This is a genomic window from Flagellimonas baculiformis (assembly GCF_033441575.1).
GTDB lineage: Bacteria > Bacteroidota > Bacteroidia > Flavobacteriales > Flavobacteriaceae > Flagellimonas > Flagellimonas baculiformis.
This window is the reverse complement of record NZ_JAUZVW010000013.1, coordinates 30,073-46,447: the sequence shown is the minus strand read 5'-3', so window position 1 is coordinate 46,447 and position 16,375 is coordinate 30,073. Positions and strand designations below refer to the sequence as shown.

The following is a 16,375-nucleotide window of genomic DNA, read 5'->3' as shown; positions in this document are numbered from 1 at the left end:
CTTTATTGATCTAAATTTTTTTATCGTTTCAAATAGGTCAAGCCTACCTCTAGGCCAGTGGCAAGCTCATACAAGCTAGTGCTTTGTAACATTGTTCTTAAATCGGTGCGGATATCCACAAACTTATCGTGAAGGGGACATGGTCTATCGGCATTACATTCTTTGAGGCCCAATCCGCAACCCACATAGATCTTATCGCCATCAATGGCTTTGACAATTTTGCTCAATTTTACCGTGTCCATAGCCTCCCGATCAATTTCAAACCCTCCTGTGGGTCCCTTTACCGAATGGACAATATTGTTCCTTGTGAGTTGCTGAAGAATCTTTGCCGTGAAAGCGACAGGGGAATCTATTTCCTCGGCAATTTCGGTAACGCTGACACGTCTGTTGTCCAAGGATTGCAGCGCAATATATACTGCTGCCCGAATGCCATATTCACAAGCTTTTGAAAACATCATTAGCAATTTAAAGCCATACAAAGGTAAGGAATAAATAAATAAGATAAAAATGTCCTTTATTATTTATTCCTGAATAAATCAAAAAAATATCCGGTCAGGGTTTTACAAAGTCCGATCATGCAATTTTTGATTTTTTACTTAAGTTTTGGATCAATAAGATGAGCACACCAAAAAGAATCAAAAGGGAACAAATGGCCAAGAGCGACATATACCCACTAAAAACAGTCCATTTTTGCCAGGCCGCAACGCCTTTATAGAAAATAAGGCATTCCGTAAAAAGGAAACCCAAAAAATACAAGAGGTAGGATTTCTTCGATATCCGAAACAACCCAAAATGATCCATAAAAAAGAACAGCCCAACACTGATGACCCCCAAGAACGTCAAATGCAGATAGCCAATGGTAAAATCAAGATATGTGGCGGCCATTTGGGCAAAATAGGGGAGAGCGGTGATCAGTTGCAACAGCATTTTCAGCCCAGTAAGGATAACAACCGTCCGTAGCAATATATTTTGCAGATTTGAAAGGTGCAATTGGATTACCTTTCCCTTGGTGCGTGTCCACAAGTATATCAAGGCATAGAGCTGGGCAACGGCCCCAAGTCCACCCAGAAGGTAGAATGCCATAGAGGGTTCCGTCCATAGCGTTGACAGAAAAAAAGTAAGGACAATGCCCATATTGATGGTCTGGAAAAAGCGAACAAAGCTTTTCTTTGGAACTGTAAGATCCCGTTGCTCCAAAATGAATAGAAACAGCCCAAGCAAGGCCAACACCATCCAGCCATTGTATTGAAAATGTAAATAAAAGTAGATGGACAAGCGGTACCAAATGGATTGGGCTCCCAAAGTGCTCATGATAGCTCCCAATGCCCAAGGCCCCAAACTGGAGATGACCATATAGACCAAGGCCGCTTTCACGCATTGTAGGCTTCCTCTTTTTTTATATTTGGAATCAATGTTTTTCCAGAAATGATAGGTGTAAACATAGGATACAATCAAAAAGAGGGTGGAAAACAGAATCGAAAAGAGGGCATACCCTTGAAACGGGAAGGTGAGCAACATCCCGATCAAAGTGCCTTGTGTGCCCCAAAAGATATACGTGTACCTTTTGTTGGATGTTGTCTTGTCAACAAAGCAATAATGGAGCAACGTGGTCAAGGCCACATACACCCATCCCAAGAGGGCAATGTGTGAATGGGCGTGGATAATATACCTATAGTTGAAGCCGAAGGAGGGAATGGGGTAGAAGCGGAGCAACAGTCCCAATACGGCCGCAATGGCAAAATAGCCTAGGGCAATGCCAAGATGTCGTCGGTGAAGGTTGCCTTTCATGCTATAGCTTTTTTAGCAAATTATCAAATCCCCTTTAGAAATCCTTTCTTTTGGCTTTGTATTGCAAAACCAGAATGGGCAAAACTGTCCAAAGTAGTAGAATGGACATCGAAACAACGAAACCGAGATCCGTTCCAAAGAACTTTTTAAAAATGGCCCCGGTATATCCCAAGAGGGCAGAAATGTCCAATTTGAGCAATATGAGAATGCGGGAAAGGTCAATTGGGTTCAGCGCAGTGGCCACCAAGGAAAAAGTGTCCAGGGGATATTCCTCGAAAACGATGAGGGACATCAGGAATAGTCCGTCATAGACCACGGCCAAAAAGAGCCATAACAATACGGCATAACCAAATCCCTTGATCTTGTTTTCATTGGATATGGCGATCACAAAGGAAAGTCCCACAAAGATGAAGGTCAGGAACGCCCCGGTGACCAGTAACAGTGTAAAATCAAAAATGGCATTGCTTCTAAGTAGGCCGTACAGAACAAAGGGAATCCCTAATCCCAACACCAAACTCAATGTCAGCGAACCTGCCACACCAAAATACTGACCTAGGAAAATGGAACTTCTTTTGATGGGTTGTGCCAATAACAGTTCGGTAAATTCCCTGGAATTGTAATAGTACATCACCCCGAATATGGTCCCGATCAGGGGAATCAGGACGATGATGACGTTCATCAAAGTGATCACTGCCTTGGAAACATCATTGTTCAGAAACAACAAAACAAATCCCAGTGCCAGATAGAACAAAAAATAGACATAGCTCCAACGGCTGCGTATCAGGTCGTAAAAACTGTATTTCAGTATCTTAAGCATGGCTGTGGGTTGTTATGGCCGCAATGGCATGTTCAAAATCAGTTTGTTCGGTCTGCTCCAACAGTTGTGCAATACTTCCTTTAAAATAAATCTCCCCTTCCAGCAGGTACAGGATTTCATCGGCCATTTCCTCCACAAATTGCATGATGTGGGAGGTGATCAAAACGGTTTTTCCTCGGCCCTTCTCTTTTTGGATCAGTTCCTTCAGGCGGATCAATGCCTTGGGGTCCAACCCTGTGGTGGGCTCATCAAGAATGATCAAGGGGCTTTCGAACATAAAGGTCAAAAGGATGTTCACCTTTTGTTTGGTGCCTCCGGATAAGGTGGACAGTTTTTTGTTCAGGAAAGGTTCCAGGCCAAATACCGTTATAAGCTCTTCTTCCGCTGCAGGACTGTTCCGGAGGTCTTTGATCATGTTGATCAGTTCCTTGACCTTGATGTTGGGGGGAAAGTTGGCGATCTGCGGTAGGTAATCGATTTTTTTACGGTATTTCCATCCCTTATTTATAGGTTCCCCCAACACCGAAATCTTTCCTTTATTGGGAACCACCATGCCCAGGATACTCTTGATGAGAGTGGTTTTTCCCGAGCCATTGGGACCAAGTATGGCATAGATATGGCCTTCCTCAATGGTAAGGTCCACCCCTTTCAATACTTGATTTTTTCCAAATTTTTTATGCAGATTCTTTATTTCAATGATCATGACCGTAGTTTCATTAAAGGTTGGGCATCTTCTAAATTATCCGGCGTAAAAACAGGGGATACCCGTTCAGAGAAATCGATGATGTCCATGAACAGGCTTCGCAACAGTACAATGGTTTCCGGCGTGCGGTTCACCACGTAGGAAAATAATTTGACCGGACGATAGGGTACATCGCCAAAACCATCCTTGTCCAGATCGTAACCGGTATAGCTGCTCCAAAAGTTGCCTTCAAATACATTATCGTTCAATTTGCTGTTATAGGAGATGTCAAAGGAATTGTACAGGAAATTGTTGCCCTTGAAACTATTGGTATAACAGGCCCCGATCACACGAATGGCCCAGCCATTGTTGATAAAATTATTGTTGAGGTATTTGATCCGGTTCGATCCCTCGATATTGATGCCAATGGTATTTTCCTCAAAGGTGTTCCCACTGATCTCCGCATCGTTGATCTCCTTCAACAACATTCCATAGGCCGCAGTGCCCCAATTCTTTCGGAAAGTGTTGTCTTTCATGGTGATGAACTTGGAGAACATGACCGCAACCCCGGCCCCATTGTTTTCAAAGGTGTTGTTGGAATAGAGGTCATGGTTCGAAAACATGAAGTGGAGTCCATAACGAAGATTGTCCATGCTTATATTATCGGTGATGGTGATCCGATCCGAGAATTCCAAATAAATGCCGTCCCTGGTACCCTGTACATGGTTTTTACGCACATCGATATCCGTGGAATGCCACAGCTGGATGCCGTTGCCAGAATTGTATTCGTCCACGGCATTACCGATGATCCTGTTATGGTACACCTTGCCATGGGATGATTTTTCCAAATAGATGCCAAAGAACAATTGTTCCAGGACCATATTCTGGATACGGAAATTTTTGCTCTGTACGACCCTGATGGCCGCATTGTCCTTGGTATAGCTCACCCCTACATTGATAAGGAACAGCCCGTCCAGGGTAACGTTGTCCGATGTGACCCTGAAAATTTCCCCTTTCCTTTCCCCATCTACAATGGGGTAACCGATGCCCTTGATGACCAAAGGTTTGTCCACCAATAGTTCAAATTCTTTGTAGGTGCCTTTTTCAATCAAAAGAGTGTCATGGGGAGCAGCACGTAAAATGGTTTCTTTAATGGAGCTGTTTTCACAGGTGCCACAAACGGTCCAGATGTTTGCCGAACCTATTTGGAAGCCCATCAAAAAAGCAAATCCTAGAATACATTTTATATGTTGAAAAGCTAATTTCATACAATAATACTGCTTGCTGCACTACATTTAATTTATAAGACTACGACCAAAAATGTGGCGGCCCCGATGGTATGTCATACTCTTCGATCCCATCTAATTTAGGTGAAATTCTCTACTGACTTTCCTGTTATTTTGGTGACTGCAATGCGATATACCACAGGCATTTCCGCTTCTTGCAACCTACCGGAAAAATGACTCAAAAAATGGGGGCGTTCCGCATTTTTATGGTCTATGGTCCGTTCTACGCCTTCCGCAAATCGTTTCAAGGATTCTTTGGCGTGGTCCCCTTTGAGCTCTTGATAAGTGCCATGTACCTGTACCGATTGCCAATGACGAAACGACTCTATATTGTCAACTTGAAAAGAGACTTTATTGCATTTTCTCAGGGCGTTTATCCGATGCCCGTTGGATGCGAAACATAAAATACACTCCTGATCCGCATCAAAAAAATAAGTCGAAGGTATCACATGCGGTTCATTGTCAGCAATGTAGGCCAGTCGCCCCACATAATTGTCTGTCAACAGTGAGTTACATTTGATAGGTTCCAAATCTGCAATCATGCTCATGTTTAAAGTTTAAATCGTTTCTTAATTTCTGCCCATGTTAAAAGTTCACCACGTTGCCTATCCATGGTTTTCATGGCAGCTTCTTCTTGGGCAAATGCACTGAGATACTCGCCCATGGGGCTGGGAATGTTCTCACTGATCAAGTAGGTAGCCGTGGTGGCATCGACCAGTTCACCGGGCCGGTCAAAATCATTCACCAAGAAAAGGGCAATGGCAGCTTCGTTTTCATCTTTTAAATGGTTCATCATGCACTCGATGGCATCAAAATTATAGACCTTGCCTTTTTCTGTGACCAATTGGGCAGCATGTTGTTTGTCCACAATGGTCATGCTGCAATAGTGACAGCCCACGTGGCCATAATCAATGGGTTTAGGGCCTATGGAGCATCCGATGGCCACACAAAGAACAGCACAAAGGAGTAAGGTAAACTGTTTCATAATAATAGGGATTTTTGTTTTTTGAAATTTTTCCAACCTAGAAAGCCAGCAATCAAGGTGAGTATCATACCCACAAACATGAGCCAAGCCCCCAATGCCGGTACCGAGGTGACATCAAAGTTCAGCATTTTTACATGGCCCAATAAAGGTGGTTTATAGGTCATTGGTGTTCCATCGGGGTTGGTCAATTTCATAATGGCATTGGGGTCCAGGTCGGTACCATAGTCCACCAACCATTCATTGAAATCATACATGCCCAATATTCCCATGATGGACATAAGGACAAACCAACCCAAAAACCATTTATAACTTACTTTGTTGAAGTATCCCAACAATCCGATAAGTACACCAAGCGCCACCATAATCCCAATTATAGTTGGGAAAGTGCCAAATTCCCACATGTCCTCTGCCTTGGGGAGCGTGTGCATCCCAATATAGTGGTTCAGGCCATCAATGTTTTGGATATCAAATTCGTTGACCCCTTTAAGACCATCGATGTGGATGTTCAGACCCAAAGGGTCTGGATACTGTGGTGCTCCCAACATGATCTTCCAAAGCGGGAAAACGTACAATCCCAATAGGAATAATGGACCGAGGCTCATGAGTATACTGGCCTTTTTCATTTTTATGGATTTTCTGTGTTATAAATTGAGTATGGCTTTTGGTGGTTGGATGTTTTGGAATGGGATGAAAAGCGGGCCGGACCAGTTCGGACGGCCCGCTTTGTGGAATGGTCCCTCACCCTACATTTATTCTCCCAAAGACCATTTCAGTTCCACATTGGAATTGGCAGGGGAAACCCTCACATAGCCTTGCATCTCTTGGTGCAAAGCAGAGCAGAAATCGGTACAGTAGAAAGGCCATACCCCAACTTGCTTCGGTTCCCAGACCGATGTCTTGGTCTGTCCGGGCATGATCAGCAGCTCGGAGGTGTTCTGTCCTATCATTGCAAAACCGTGGGGAACATCAAAATCCTGCTCATGGTTGGTGATATGGAAATACACCTTGTCGCCCACTTTGATGCCTTCGATATTATCCGGGGTAAAGTGGCTTCGGATGGTGGACATGTACACATGGACCTCATTGCCTTCGCGTACCACTTTGGAACCAGTGGGCGAGGTTACGGCATAGGGGTGCTTGTTCTCATCCAAGCGATAGATTTTCTTTGATTTTGGTGCCAATAGCTCGGCAGGACAACCGGCTGCATAATGGGGCTCACCATGGGTCGGGAAATCATAGATCAGTTCCATTTTCTCACCGGAGATATCATAGATCTGTGCCGAGTGCTCCATTTCTGGACCAGTGGGCAGATACCTGTCCTTGGTAATTTTGTTCATGGCTACCACATATTTGCCAAAAGGTTTTCTAGAGTTGCCCCCGGGAATCATCAAGTGTCCCACGGAGTAGTAGGTCGGTTTTCTGTCGATGACCTCCCAGGTGCCCAGTTGCCATTTCACGACTTCGGAAGAGATAAAGAAAGTAGTGTATGCATTTCCTTTACCGTCAAACTCGGTATGAAGGGGGCCAAGGCCACCACTCTTTACCTGTCCTGCCAGCACATCCTCAAATTTGAGAATAGGAATGCCGTAGGCTTCCCCGTCAAATTTTTCACCTTCAATGGCGGCAATCATTTTATCAAAGGAATGCACGGTCAAGTCGGCAGACAGTTTACCATTACCGATAATGTATTGCCCTGTGGGGTCCACGTCGCAACCGTGTGGTGATTTGGGCGTTGGTAAGAAATAGACGGCGCCGGGAACCTTTAGAGGGTCAACGGTCAGCACCTCTTTTTTCATTGTGGTGGTTGCCATATGGGTACTTTCATCATACACATTGTGGGCATAATTGGCAGGCATTTTGGTACCGCCACCATTGTTTACGTATTCCTCGATTTTCTTCCAGTTGACCGCGGCGATGAAATCTTTGTCATTTTGTGAAGCGTTTACTTCTTGCAGTGTATGGGCCTCCTCTGTATTATAGGTGGTAAAAAAGAACCATCCGTGTGATTTTCCTCTACCAGGGTGGGATAGGTCATAGTTGAAACCGGGCATCAACAACTGGAATTTTAAATCAAGATGGCCATGTTCTGGATCTACACTGATAAAGGATAGGGAGCCCTTAAAATTGCTCTTGTATTCATTGATGGGCATATCCCTTTGTGGGATCGGGACTGAGAATCGGGTACCTGCCACCACATATTCCGTGTTTTCCGTGATGAAGGAAGAACTGTGGTTGCCGGCGCTATTGGGCACTTCAATAATCTCCTCGGTTTCAAAAGTGCTCAAATTGACCCGTGCTATCCTTGGGGTATTGTTGCCGTTAATGAATATCCAACGTCCATCCAGTTCCCCATTGGTCTGGGAAATATCAGGGTGGTGGGCATCGTCCCAAGGCACAAATCCATGCGAAGTATTCAGCATGGGCTTGGTCTCTTCGGAATAACCATAACCGGATGTTGGGAACTGGGAGAACACCGGGATCTCTTTGAACATCCTACCTGAGGGCAACCCATACACGGTAAGGTTTCCGCTATATCCTCCCGATAGGAAGGCATAGTATTCATCCTGTTCGCCAGGAGCGACATATACTTTTTCGGCGGCACTGGACGATAGGGCCCCGTTCGAACTTTGGTTTTGTTGGCCGCAGGAGACCAGCATCAGTGCTGCCCCCAAGGACATCATTAAATAATTATGGATTTTCATTGTATTAGGGTTTATTCGTTCAAATTGATTTTGTTATTGCGTAGGGGGTAGGATGACCTTGTCCACTACATGTACAATCCCGTTTCCTGCAAGTACACTGGCAATTATCCTGGCCCCACCTACAAAAACATCATCCCCTTTGACTTCCACAGGAACATTTTGGTCATTGGCCTGTCCCAACTTTTTGAAGTTTTTCAAGAATTCCTTGGAATAATTGCCAGCGGTCACATGATATTTGAGAATGTTGGCCAGGGCATCCTTGTTCTCTGGTTTCAGCAAATCTTCCACGGTACCTTCAGGCAATGCATCGAAAGCGGCATTAGTAGGTGCAAAAACCATTAGGGGACCTGCATTGACCAAGGCATTTTCCAATTCCGCAGCTTGTACCGTGGCCACCAAGGTGCTGTGGTCGGGTGACCCTATGGCAATCTGGAGTACATTGGGGGTAGAGGCATCATCTTCTATAAAGGCCTGCCCTTTGTTATTTTCCAAAATCGCTTCGGAATCATTTTGATTCGAAGTTGTGGCTTCGTTCTGGGTTCCGTTCTTGCAGCTCATGTTGAGTGCAAGGACAAGGAACAGTCCCATCATAATGAGTTTTGTGGTCGGTGTCATACGATTTATTGTAAGGTTCTAAAATATTCGAGAATGGCTCGGGCCTGCTCTTCGGTCAATCCTTGGTTGGACATGGGCGACCCATTGAATTCTTGGAGCAGGTCTTTGGCCAAAGGATCCTGCTGGACCATTTCCTGTGGGTTCAAGATCATGTTCATCACCCATTCTGGGGTCCTTCGTTCCAACACGCCGTTGGGGGCAGGGCCTATGAACTTTTTGCCGACCCTGTGGCAGGCCATGCACATTTGCTCATAGATTCCTTTGCCGTTTGCTGCCAACGTCTGGTCGATTTCAGGAGCGAGTGTCACTGATTTGACCGGACCCACACCCTTTGTGCTCATGTCCACACGCTCGGATGCCTTTGCCTCTGTGGTGGCGTTCGTCTCCACGGGTTGCTCCGTAGGGGCTTTTTTCCGCTGAAGGCTAAAACCTTCTTCTTTCTTCTCCTCTTTCTTGCCTCCACAGCCCATCAGGATGAGGGCAAGGAGCAGGAATATTCCTTTTATGGTTGTTTTCATGTCCTAACTGGTTAAAAATTATGCCTCAAAAGTAGGTAGTGGCCTCGATGCATAACATGATATAAATCATAAAAAGGATAAAAATATCCTTTAATCTTTGTTAGGGAAAAATGATGATACTTCCCACTTCAACCAATTATTATAGGAAAGGGTGATCGCTCGGTACTGAACTCCGATAAGGACCATAAGATCAAAGGAACAGTTCAGCATGAACATTTTCTTGTTGGTTGGAATCAATGGGATACAGTGTCATTTCCACCAAGGAACGATTGTAATATCCGTCGATTTTACCAAAGAAGCCATAATTGTCCAATGTCAATTTGGTAAGGAGTAAACACCATGGGAATCCCTCTGGACATATCTATTCGAATGGGTATATCAGGTTGTCTTGTCCTGAAAAGGCAATTTAAAAAGGTAGGGGATGGGTACTTGGAGTGTTTGTATGTCTGTTTGGGTGGATGAGGATGCCGTCAGTGAAGAGCAATATCTTAAAATCTTGACAATGAATTAAATTGTGGACAATCTAAACACGTGTTCAACCAACCATTAAAATATTTGGTCCTTATCAAGCTTCAGAGACCTTGAATATTTTTTAAATCCAGTTTTGTGTTGATGTTCAATACGGATTTGGCGTGCGATCCAGGCAGGGTGATAGTCTTGGTGTGCATGCCGTCGAGTGCCTTTTTTAGCCCGAACTGTTTCCTTTCCATGGCTTTGTTGAAATGAGACAGACAACTTTTATGATAGATGCCGATCAAGGGCATCACTACGTCTTCACATTGAACCACAAAAGCATCATGTTCCTTGTCCATCCCCAAGATCAGTTGTGTGATGGTTTCCTTGCTCAAAAACGGTGTGTCACAAGCCACGATTAGATTGTAAGTCGTCTTGGAATGGAAAAGGCCAGTATGGATACCCCCAATAGGGCCAAGTCCGGGGATCAGGTCAGGAAACCTATGTGTTCCCATCCCATCCAGTTTTTGATTATCGGATATGATATAGACCTCGTTGGTAAACTCTTGTACCGTTTCCAAAATATGGGAGATGAATGGTTTTCCATTCAGCTTCAAAAATGCTTTATCGGTACTCATGCGGGTGCTTTTTCCACCCGCCAACACAATGCCCGTTACATCAGGAATGTTTAACATGGGTCGGTACCGCTTTTAGGGTTGGGATAATTATCCGATTGATCTTCGGAGGTATTGTCCAAACAGGCGAAATCCTTTTCCAATAACAAGGAGAGTTCTTTTCCGTCACCTAATGGCATCACGTTTTGGTAGCCGACCCTATCCGAATCGGACCAGTTGGAACAGTCTTCCTTTGGAACAAAAAGAGTGATGGTACGATCATTAAATTCTGCCTCCATGGCTGCGATACCTTCCTTTGCTTGTAGCGCATAGGTGAATTCATTGGTCCCAAAGTGGGTCGTTTCGGTATAGATCCCTTTTTCGCAGAACGTCTTTACTTCCGTTTGGGTCAATCGGTATCGTATGGAATCCCCTTTTATCCTAATTTTCATTTTCAGTACTTTTTACATTTTTTTTCTTGCGCTCCAACAGCGTATAATTGATCGTCACCCGTGTACCTTCCCCTGGAGTGGAACTAATGAACAATCTTCCATTGATGTAGCTGATGCGTTCTTTCATAAAAAACACCCCCATGCCACCATCACTGCTGTTACTGGGTGGTTCGGCCAGAATAGACGGGTCAAATCCCTTGCCGTCATCATCGATTACCACGCTCAGTAAATTGTCCGTGAGGTTGATGGTCACCAAGATATAATTGGCATCGGCGTATTTGATGGCATTGTTCACCGCCTCTTGGGTGACCCTGTAGATATTGGTCTCGGCCAATGAATCAAAACGTATGTTTTCTTCGGCCTTGTTCTCGAACAAGATGTTCTTTCCGGTCAGCTTCCCCAACTCTGAGGTCATTTTCTGTAAAGCCGGAAAAACACCATGGTCTCCCAATTCGGGAGGGGTCAGGTTAAAAGTGGCGGTTCGGACCCCTTTGATCAGATCGGAAGTAAGGTTTTTCAAGTATTCTATTTTTTCCTTGGTCTTTTCCTTGTTCGTCAGGTTGATGGATTCAATATTGAACCGTAGAGCGGTCAACATTTGGCCAATCCCGTCATGGATGTCCTTGGCGATCCGTTTCCGTTCCTCCTCTTGGCTCTCCACGATCAGTCCAGCCTGCATCTGTTTTTGCTTCATGCGTTCCTCATAATTCTGCAGGGTCAGTTGCTCTACTTTTTTCTGATTCTGTATTCGTTCGGTGATGTCGGAACACAAAAGTAGAATGCTCTGTTTTTTGCTGGATGGGTGAATGGGAATAATGGAAATGTCCAACCACAACTTTTTTCCGCTTTTGGTGTTGATTTCAATTTCTTCCGATCGAATGCTTTTCCGGGGTTTGGTAAGAATCTCATTGAGGTATTGTTGCTGCCCCACGTCGGTGGTAAGTAATTCCGAAAGATGGGTATTTGGTGGAATCTTGGGTACTTCCAGAAGCGTCAGGAATTTTTTACTGATGAAAACCACCGAACCATCCCGTTGGGCACTTGCAAAAAGTGCGGCATTGTCAATCACAAAGTTCAATTCCTTCAATTCTTGGAGCGACTTTTCCTTTTCCTCAAAAATCTTCTTGATCTCCCTGGCATCCTGATCCGACTTTACCTTACTTTTTACCAAATCGCGGATGGTTTCCCTGATCTGGATGGAAAGCGGTCTGAAAATAAAGAGCACTTCCAAGACCAAAATGAGCAATGAAAAAGCCAAAAGAAGGTATTCCTTTATCTTTAAATTTTGGAGCTGTTCCTTGCTGATGGTATCGTATTCGTTCACAATGGCGTCCATCTTTTCCAGAAAAGGTCCTTCATTGGCCAACAAAATGTGCAACTGCCCTTGCTTTTCCAAGGAATCGGGCCTTGAAAGCAGGGACTCCACGGCATTGACCATGGCATCGTGGTAGGGGGAGAGCTCTTCAAAATGCTGCAGTATGGACCTGTTTTCTTCCTCTGGAAGCCCTATGCTGTCGTTCCCATTTTGAAGACCTTGATGTGATATTTTCCAAATATAGAGCGTGCTTCGCAGTTTTTTTGTGAGTTTTTCCTGTTCCAACGTGTCCAAATGGGCCGAATTTAATAAAAGGGCTTCCTTGACTAACTTTTGGCTATAGGCACGTTGTCTACCTGCCACATTGATGACACGTGAATCGTACAATTGCGAGTTTAGATGCTGCTGGATGAGGATTTGGGCAATAATGATGGTAAGGGCAATGGCGGAAAGCGCCAATACATACCATTTACGGATTCTCAAAAACGTTGATACGTCCAAAGTCTGCTGCTGATTGCTCCCCTTCATTTGCTCAGATATATCTCATTGATTGGGTTAACTGGCCAAAGCCTTGGATAGTAGGGCAGACCCCTTTTTGGAAAAAGTCAATTGCAATGCCGCATCTTGACCTTTTTGGGACATTTTTTTCCATGTTTTTTGCAAAATGGATATCATTTTGTCATCGTCATGTTTTACGAGGAAAGGTTCATAGTAGTATTGCAAAAAAACGAGGCAGATGACATCCTCCAAGGTCTGCGTCTCCTCATCCTTCTTCAGTTGTTTTTTGAGCAATAGAAAATGCACCCTTTCAATGGTTTTTTCATCGTAGCCTACTTCTTGGAGCAACGTACTGGCCTTTTCGGCATGGAACTTTTTAAGGTCCTGTCTCCACTTTAGATAGCCCGTTCGGTTCATTTCGTAGCTTTCCCGTGGAATCTCCCAACGACAGATATGCTGGCAACGGGCGGTTAGCTGTAAGGCCTCCGAGGCATTGGGCTCAAACTGGTTCAGGATATCCGTCATCCGTTGCGCGTACAAAAGTTCTTTGGCATATTCCTTTCCATCCACGACTTCTGTGTTGGGATCTTGTGCATTGGCCGCATCGAACAACTTGAATGCCTCCAAAAGTTTCTTGGACTCGCCCATAATTCGTGATTTTTCTAAAGCTATTCAGAAAAACCAATATACACAAAGCCATTTTCCACTTTTACGGGGAAAGTGGCAATCGAAGGTAAATCGCCATTGATGTTTTCACCGGTTTCCAGTGAAAATGTTTTTTTGTGCATGGGGCAGGCCACTTTGGCAATTCCGTCGGCATCACCGAGCATTCCCCGGCTCAGTACCATTTCCATTTTATGGGGACAGAGGTTTTGGCAGGCGTACCATTTTTTCTTTCGTTTGAAATGGTAAACTGCAATTTGTTTGTTTTGATATTTGACGCAAGCTCCACCGTTTTCAGGGATGTCCTGTTCGTGACAGGCTTTGTACCAAACGGTTACTTTTTCCAATGAAACAGGGGTGTAGGCTTGAAATAATGTTTCCATGATCTTGTATTTTAAGTGGTCCAAGGTTCTGGCATTTTTTGCTCCCTCATGGGCACAAAAACCAAAGTATCGTCCCTATCTTCCGCATTTACAAAATGCTTGAACCTTTTTTTGATCTCTTCGTTTTCCACGGCTTGTTTCCATTCGCACTCGTAGCGGTCCACAAGTGCCTGCATGTCGGTTTCCAGTTCGTCGGCGATGTTCAGACTATCCTCGACAACAATTTTTTTCAATTGTTCCATGCCGCCCTCCAATTTGTCCAACCAAGTTGCGGTCCGCATCAAGGGAGCCGCTGTGCGGATGTAATACATTAAAAAGCGATCCAGATATTTTAGGACCGTTTCATTGTCGATTTTCTCGGCCAACAATTGCGCATGCTTTGGCGTGGCTCCACCATTACCGCAGACATAAAGATTCCATCCACCTTCTACCGCGATTACCCCAAAATCCTTGCCACGGGCCTCCGCACATTCACGTATACATCCAGATACGCCCCCTTTAAGTTTATGTGGCGATCGCAGTCCTTTATAGCGTTCTTCCAGTGCTATGGCAAAACTCACACTTTCGTCCATTCCATACCGACACCAGGTGGAACCTACACAGCTCTTTACGGTTCGGAGCGCTTTGCCGTAGGCATGCCCGCTCTCAAAACCGGCATCTATCAGTTTTTTCCAAATGGCAGGAAGATCATTCAGTTCGGCACCGAACAGGTCGATTCGCTGTCCTCCCGTAATTTTGGTGTACAGGTTATATGCTTTGGCCACTTCACCTATGACAATCAGTTTTTCTGGGGTTATTTCACCACCGGGAATCCTAGGTACCACGGAATAGGTACCATTTCGTTGAATATTGGCCAAAAAACGGTCGTTGGAATCCTGAATAACATCCTCCTTATTGGCCGTATCGTTATAAATGCTGGCAAAAATGGAGGCCAGGGCAGGTTTGCACACTTCGCAGCCGTCACCTTTCGCACATTTGTCCAAAGCTTCATCATAGCCCTGAATTTGTTTGACCTTGATAATGCCATACAATTCTTGCCGGGTGTATTCGAAATGCTCGCAGATGACATCCTTGACTTCTTTTCCCATGGATTTCAGGGTCTCATTGACCAATTCCACGACCATGGGCTTGCATCCCCCACAACCTGTTGTGGACTTGGTGAACCCTACCACATCTTTTAAGGAGTGGCACTTTCCCTCCAAAAGGGAGTTGCAAATGGTTCCTTTGGAGACACTTTCGCAGGAGCATATTTGGGCAGTATCGGGTAAATCCATGGCACTGCCAAAGGCAGACCCCCCTTCACCACGCGCACCGACAATCAATTCTTCCGCATTTTCCGGAAGGGATATGTTGTTGCGGTACATTTGGTGCAACATGTTGTAATCTTCAGCATCCCCCACCAAAATGCCGCCCAATAAGGTCTTTCCATCATGGCTTACGTTGATACGTTTGTAGAGAAACTTGGTCTTGTTTTCAAAGATGATGGAAAGTCCTTTGTCCGCCGGCATATAGGGCGTTCCAAAACTGGCCACATCGACACCCATTAATTTGAGTTTGGTGGACATGTCAATTTCTTCCGGCATGATGACCTCCGTATTTCCTAAAATTTGGTTGACCGCCACATTGGCCATTTCATAGCCTGGCGCCACGAGACCATAAATCATTTGGTTGTATAGGGCCACTTCCCCAATGGCATAGATGTCAGGAGCTGAGGTTTGCATTCTATTGTTGACCACGATTCCTCCCCGGGTACCCATTTCCAGACCGCAGGTTTTTCCAAGTTCGTCCCTAGGGCGTATTCCTGCAGAAACAATGAGCATGTCCACATCCAATTGGTCATCCTCACCAAAATCCATTCCTTCGATCACTTTGTCGCCTAGAATTTGGTTGGTGGCCTTCCCCAAATGCACCTTCATGCCCATGGATTCCAATTTCAGTTGCAGTACGTTGCTGCTTCGGGCATCCAACTGTCTGGGCATCAATTTGGGAGCATATTCCACTACATGGGGTTCCAGACCCATGTCCAAGACCGCTTTTCCCGCTTCCAATCCCAAAAGCCCGCCGCCCAGGATTGCGGCTTTTCCATTAGGTTTTATGGCCTTTATTTGGGCGGCATAGGCCAGCATGCCCTCTAGGTCCTCAATGGTGCGATACACAAACACGCCTTCCTTTTCCACACCTTTAATGGGTGGGACAAAGGGGGCCGAGCCTGTGGCAAGGACCAAATAATCATAGGAATAGGATGCACCGGATATGGTATGGACCTCCTTGGTTTCAGGTTTGATGTCCGTAATCCGCTGGTTTGTGATCAGTTCAATCGTGTTGTCCTTGTACCAAGATGCTGGAGCCAATTCCAAGGCCTTTGCATCTTGATTTTCGAAGTATTCACTGAGGTGTACACGGTCGTATGCCGGTCTGGGCTCTTCCCCGAAGACCAAAAGCCTATATGGGATATTTGCTGGATGTGCCCTGAACTTTTCGCAGAACTTGTAACCTACCATGCCGTTACCCACTACAATTACAGTTTTCATATGCTCCTGAATTAAAGACAAACCAAAACTAAGTATTTTTACGTAAATATTTACTGAGCATTTGAGAATAATT

Annotated in this window: 17 protein-coding genes; all 17 read right to left on the bottom strand. The window is 45.0% G+C overall.

The genetic code is table 11. From position 1 onward, the window contains the following. Positions 1-20: 20 nt before the first annotated feature. The 17 genes from SD450_RS16190 to nirB all read right to left on the bottom strand — a co-directional run bounded on the left by SD450_RS16190 (position 21) and on the right by nirB (position 16,302). Positions 21-455: an RrF2 family transcriptional regulator gene (locus tag SD450_RS16190; protein WP_318345554.1), complete on the bottom strand. Its 435-nt coding sequence runs from the start codon at positions 453-455 to the stop codon at positions 21-23. Positions 456-573: 118 nt separating this feature from the next. Further along, a complete protein-coding gene (locus SD450_RS16185; protein ID WP_318345495.1) occupies positions 574-1,788 on the bottom strand; it encodes a hypothetical protein in 1,215 nt (404 codons plus the stop codon). A 34-nt stretch (positions 1,789-1,822) separates the two neighbouring features. Continuing rightward, positions 1,823-2,605 carry an ABC transporter permease gene (locus tag SD450_RS16180; protein ID WP_318345494.1) on the bottom strand — a complete coding sequence of 261 codons (783 nt, stop codon included), beginning with the start codon at positions 2,603-2,605 and terminating at the stop codon, positions 1,823-1,825. Then, positions 2,598-3,305, bottom strand: coding sequence for an ABC transporter ATP-binding protein (locus tag SD450_RS16175; protein ID WP_318345553.1), 708 nt, complete (start codon positions 3,303-3,305; stop codon positions 2,598-2,600). Before SD450_RS16175 ends, SD450_RS16180 begins: the two co-directional genes overlap by 8 nt. Beyond that, positions 3,305-4,504, bottom strand: coding sequence for a nitrous oxide reductase family maturation protein NosD (locus SD450_RS16170; RefSeq protein WP_318345552.1), 1,200 nt, complete (start codon positions 4,502-4,504; stop codon positions 3,305-3,307). The genes SD450_RS16175 and SD450_RS16170 overlap by 1 nt, the downstream gene beginning before the upstream one ends. 149 nt (positions 4,505-4,653) lie before the next feature. Continuing rightward, positions 4,654-5,121: a pyridoxamine 5'-phosphate oxidase family protein gene (locus SD450_RS16165; RefSeq protein ID WP_318345493.1), complete on the bottom strand. Its 468-nt coding sequence runs from the start codon at positions 5,119-5,121 to the stop codon at positions 4,654-4,656. A 2-nt stretch (positions 5,122-5,123) separates the two neighbouring features. Further along, positions 5,124-5,558 (bottom strand): nitrous oxide reductase accessory protein NosL, encoded by a 435-nt coding sequence (locus SD450_RS16160; protein WP_318345492.1) that lies wholly within the window; start codon positions 5,556-5,558, stop codon positions 5,124-5,126. Next, on the bottom strand, positions 5,555-6,181 hold the full coding sequence (locus tag SD450_RS16155; protein ID WP_318345491.1) for a hypothetical protein: 627 nt from the start codon (positions 6,179-6,181) through the stop codon (positions 5,555-5,557). Before SD450_RS16155 ends, SD450_RS16160 begins: the two co-directional genes overlap by 4 nt. Positions 6,182-6,307: 126 nt before the next feature. Next, positions 6,308-8,239 carry a Sec-dependent nitrous-oxide reductase gene (gene nosZ, locus SD450_RS16150; protein ID WP_404828255.1) on the bottom strand — a complete coding sequence of 644 codons (1,932 nt, stop codon included), beginning with the start codon at positions 8,237-8,239 and terminating at the stop codon, positions 6,308-6,310. Positions 8,240-8,293: 54 nt separating this feature from the next. Continuing rightward, positions 8,294-8,875 carry a fasciclin domain-containing protein gene (locus SD450_RS16145; RefSeq protein WP_318345489.1) on the bottom strand — a complete coding sequence of 194 codons (582 nt, stop codon included), beginning with the start codon at positions 8,873-8,875 and terminating at the stop codon, positions 8,294-8,296. 5 nt (positions 8,876-8,880) lie between these two features. After that, positions 8,881-9,393, bottom strand: a complete 513-nt coding sequence (locus tag SD450_RS16140; RefSeq protein ID WP_318345488.1) for a c-type cytochrome — start codon at positions 9,391-9,393, stop codon at positions 8,881-8,883. Positions 9,394-9,965: 572 nt separating this feature from the next. Then, positions 9,966-10,541 carry a molybdenum cofactor guanylyltransferase gene (mobA, locus tag SD450_RS16135; RefSeq protein WP_318345487.1) on the bottom strand — a complete coding sequence of 192 codons (576 nt, stop codon included), beginning with the start codon at positions 10,539-10,541 and terminating at the stop codon, positions 9,966-9,968. After that, positions 10,535-10,912: a DUF7009 family protein gene (locus SD450_RS16130; RefSeq protein WP_318345486.1), complete on the bottom strand. Its 378-nt coding sequence runs from the start codon at positions 10,910-10,912 to the stop codon at positions 10,535-10,537. The genes mobA and SD450_RS16130 overlap by 7 nt, the downstream gene beginning before the upstream one ends. Continuing rightward, complete coding sequence (locus SD450_RS16125) at positions 10,902-12,755, bottom strand: sensor histidine kinase (RefSeq protein ID WP_318345485.1); 1,854 nt, start codon at positions 12,753-12,755, stop codon at positions 10,902-10,904. The genes SD450_RS16130 and SD450_RS16125 overlap by 11 nt, the downstream gene beginning before the upstream one ends. Positions 12,756-12,782: 27 nt before the next feature. Then, on the bottom strand, positions 12,783-13,373 hold the full coding sequence (locus SD450_RS16120; protein ID WP_318345484.1) for a DUF4202 domain-containing protein: 591 nt from the start codon (positions 13,371-13,373) through the stop codon (positions 12,783-12,785). Positions 13,374-13,393: 20 nt separating this feature from the next. Next, positions 13,394-13,771 carry a nitrite reductase small subunit NirD gene (gene nirD, locus SD450_RS16115; protein WP_318345483.1) on the bottom strand — a complete coding sequence of 126 codons (378 nt, stop codon included), beginning with the start codon at positions 13,769-13,771 and terminating at the stop codon, positions 13,394-13,396. Between the two features lie 11 nt (positions 13,772-13,782). Further along, entirely contained in the window at positions 13,783-16,302 is a 2,520-nt protein-coding gene (nirB, locus tag SD450_RS16110) for a nitrite reductase large subunit NirB (RefSeq protein WP_318345482.1), read from the bottom strand. Between the last annotated feature and the right edge of the window lie 73 nt (positions 16,303-16,375).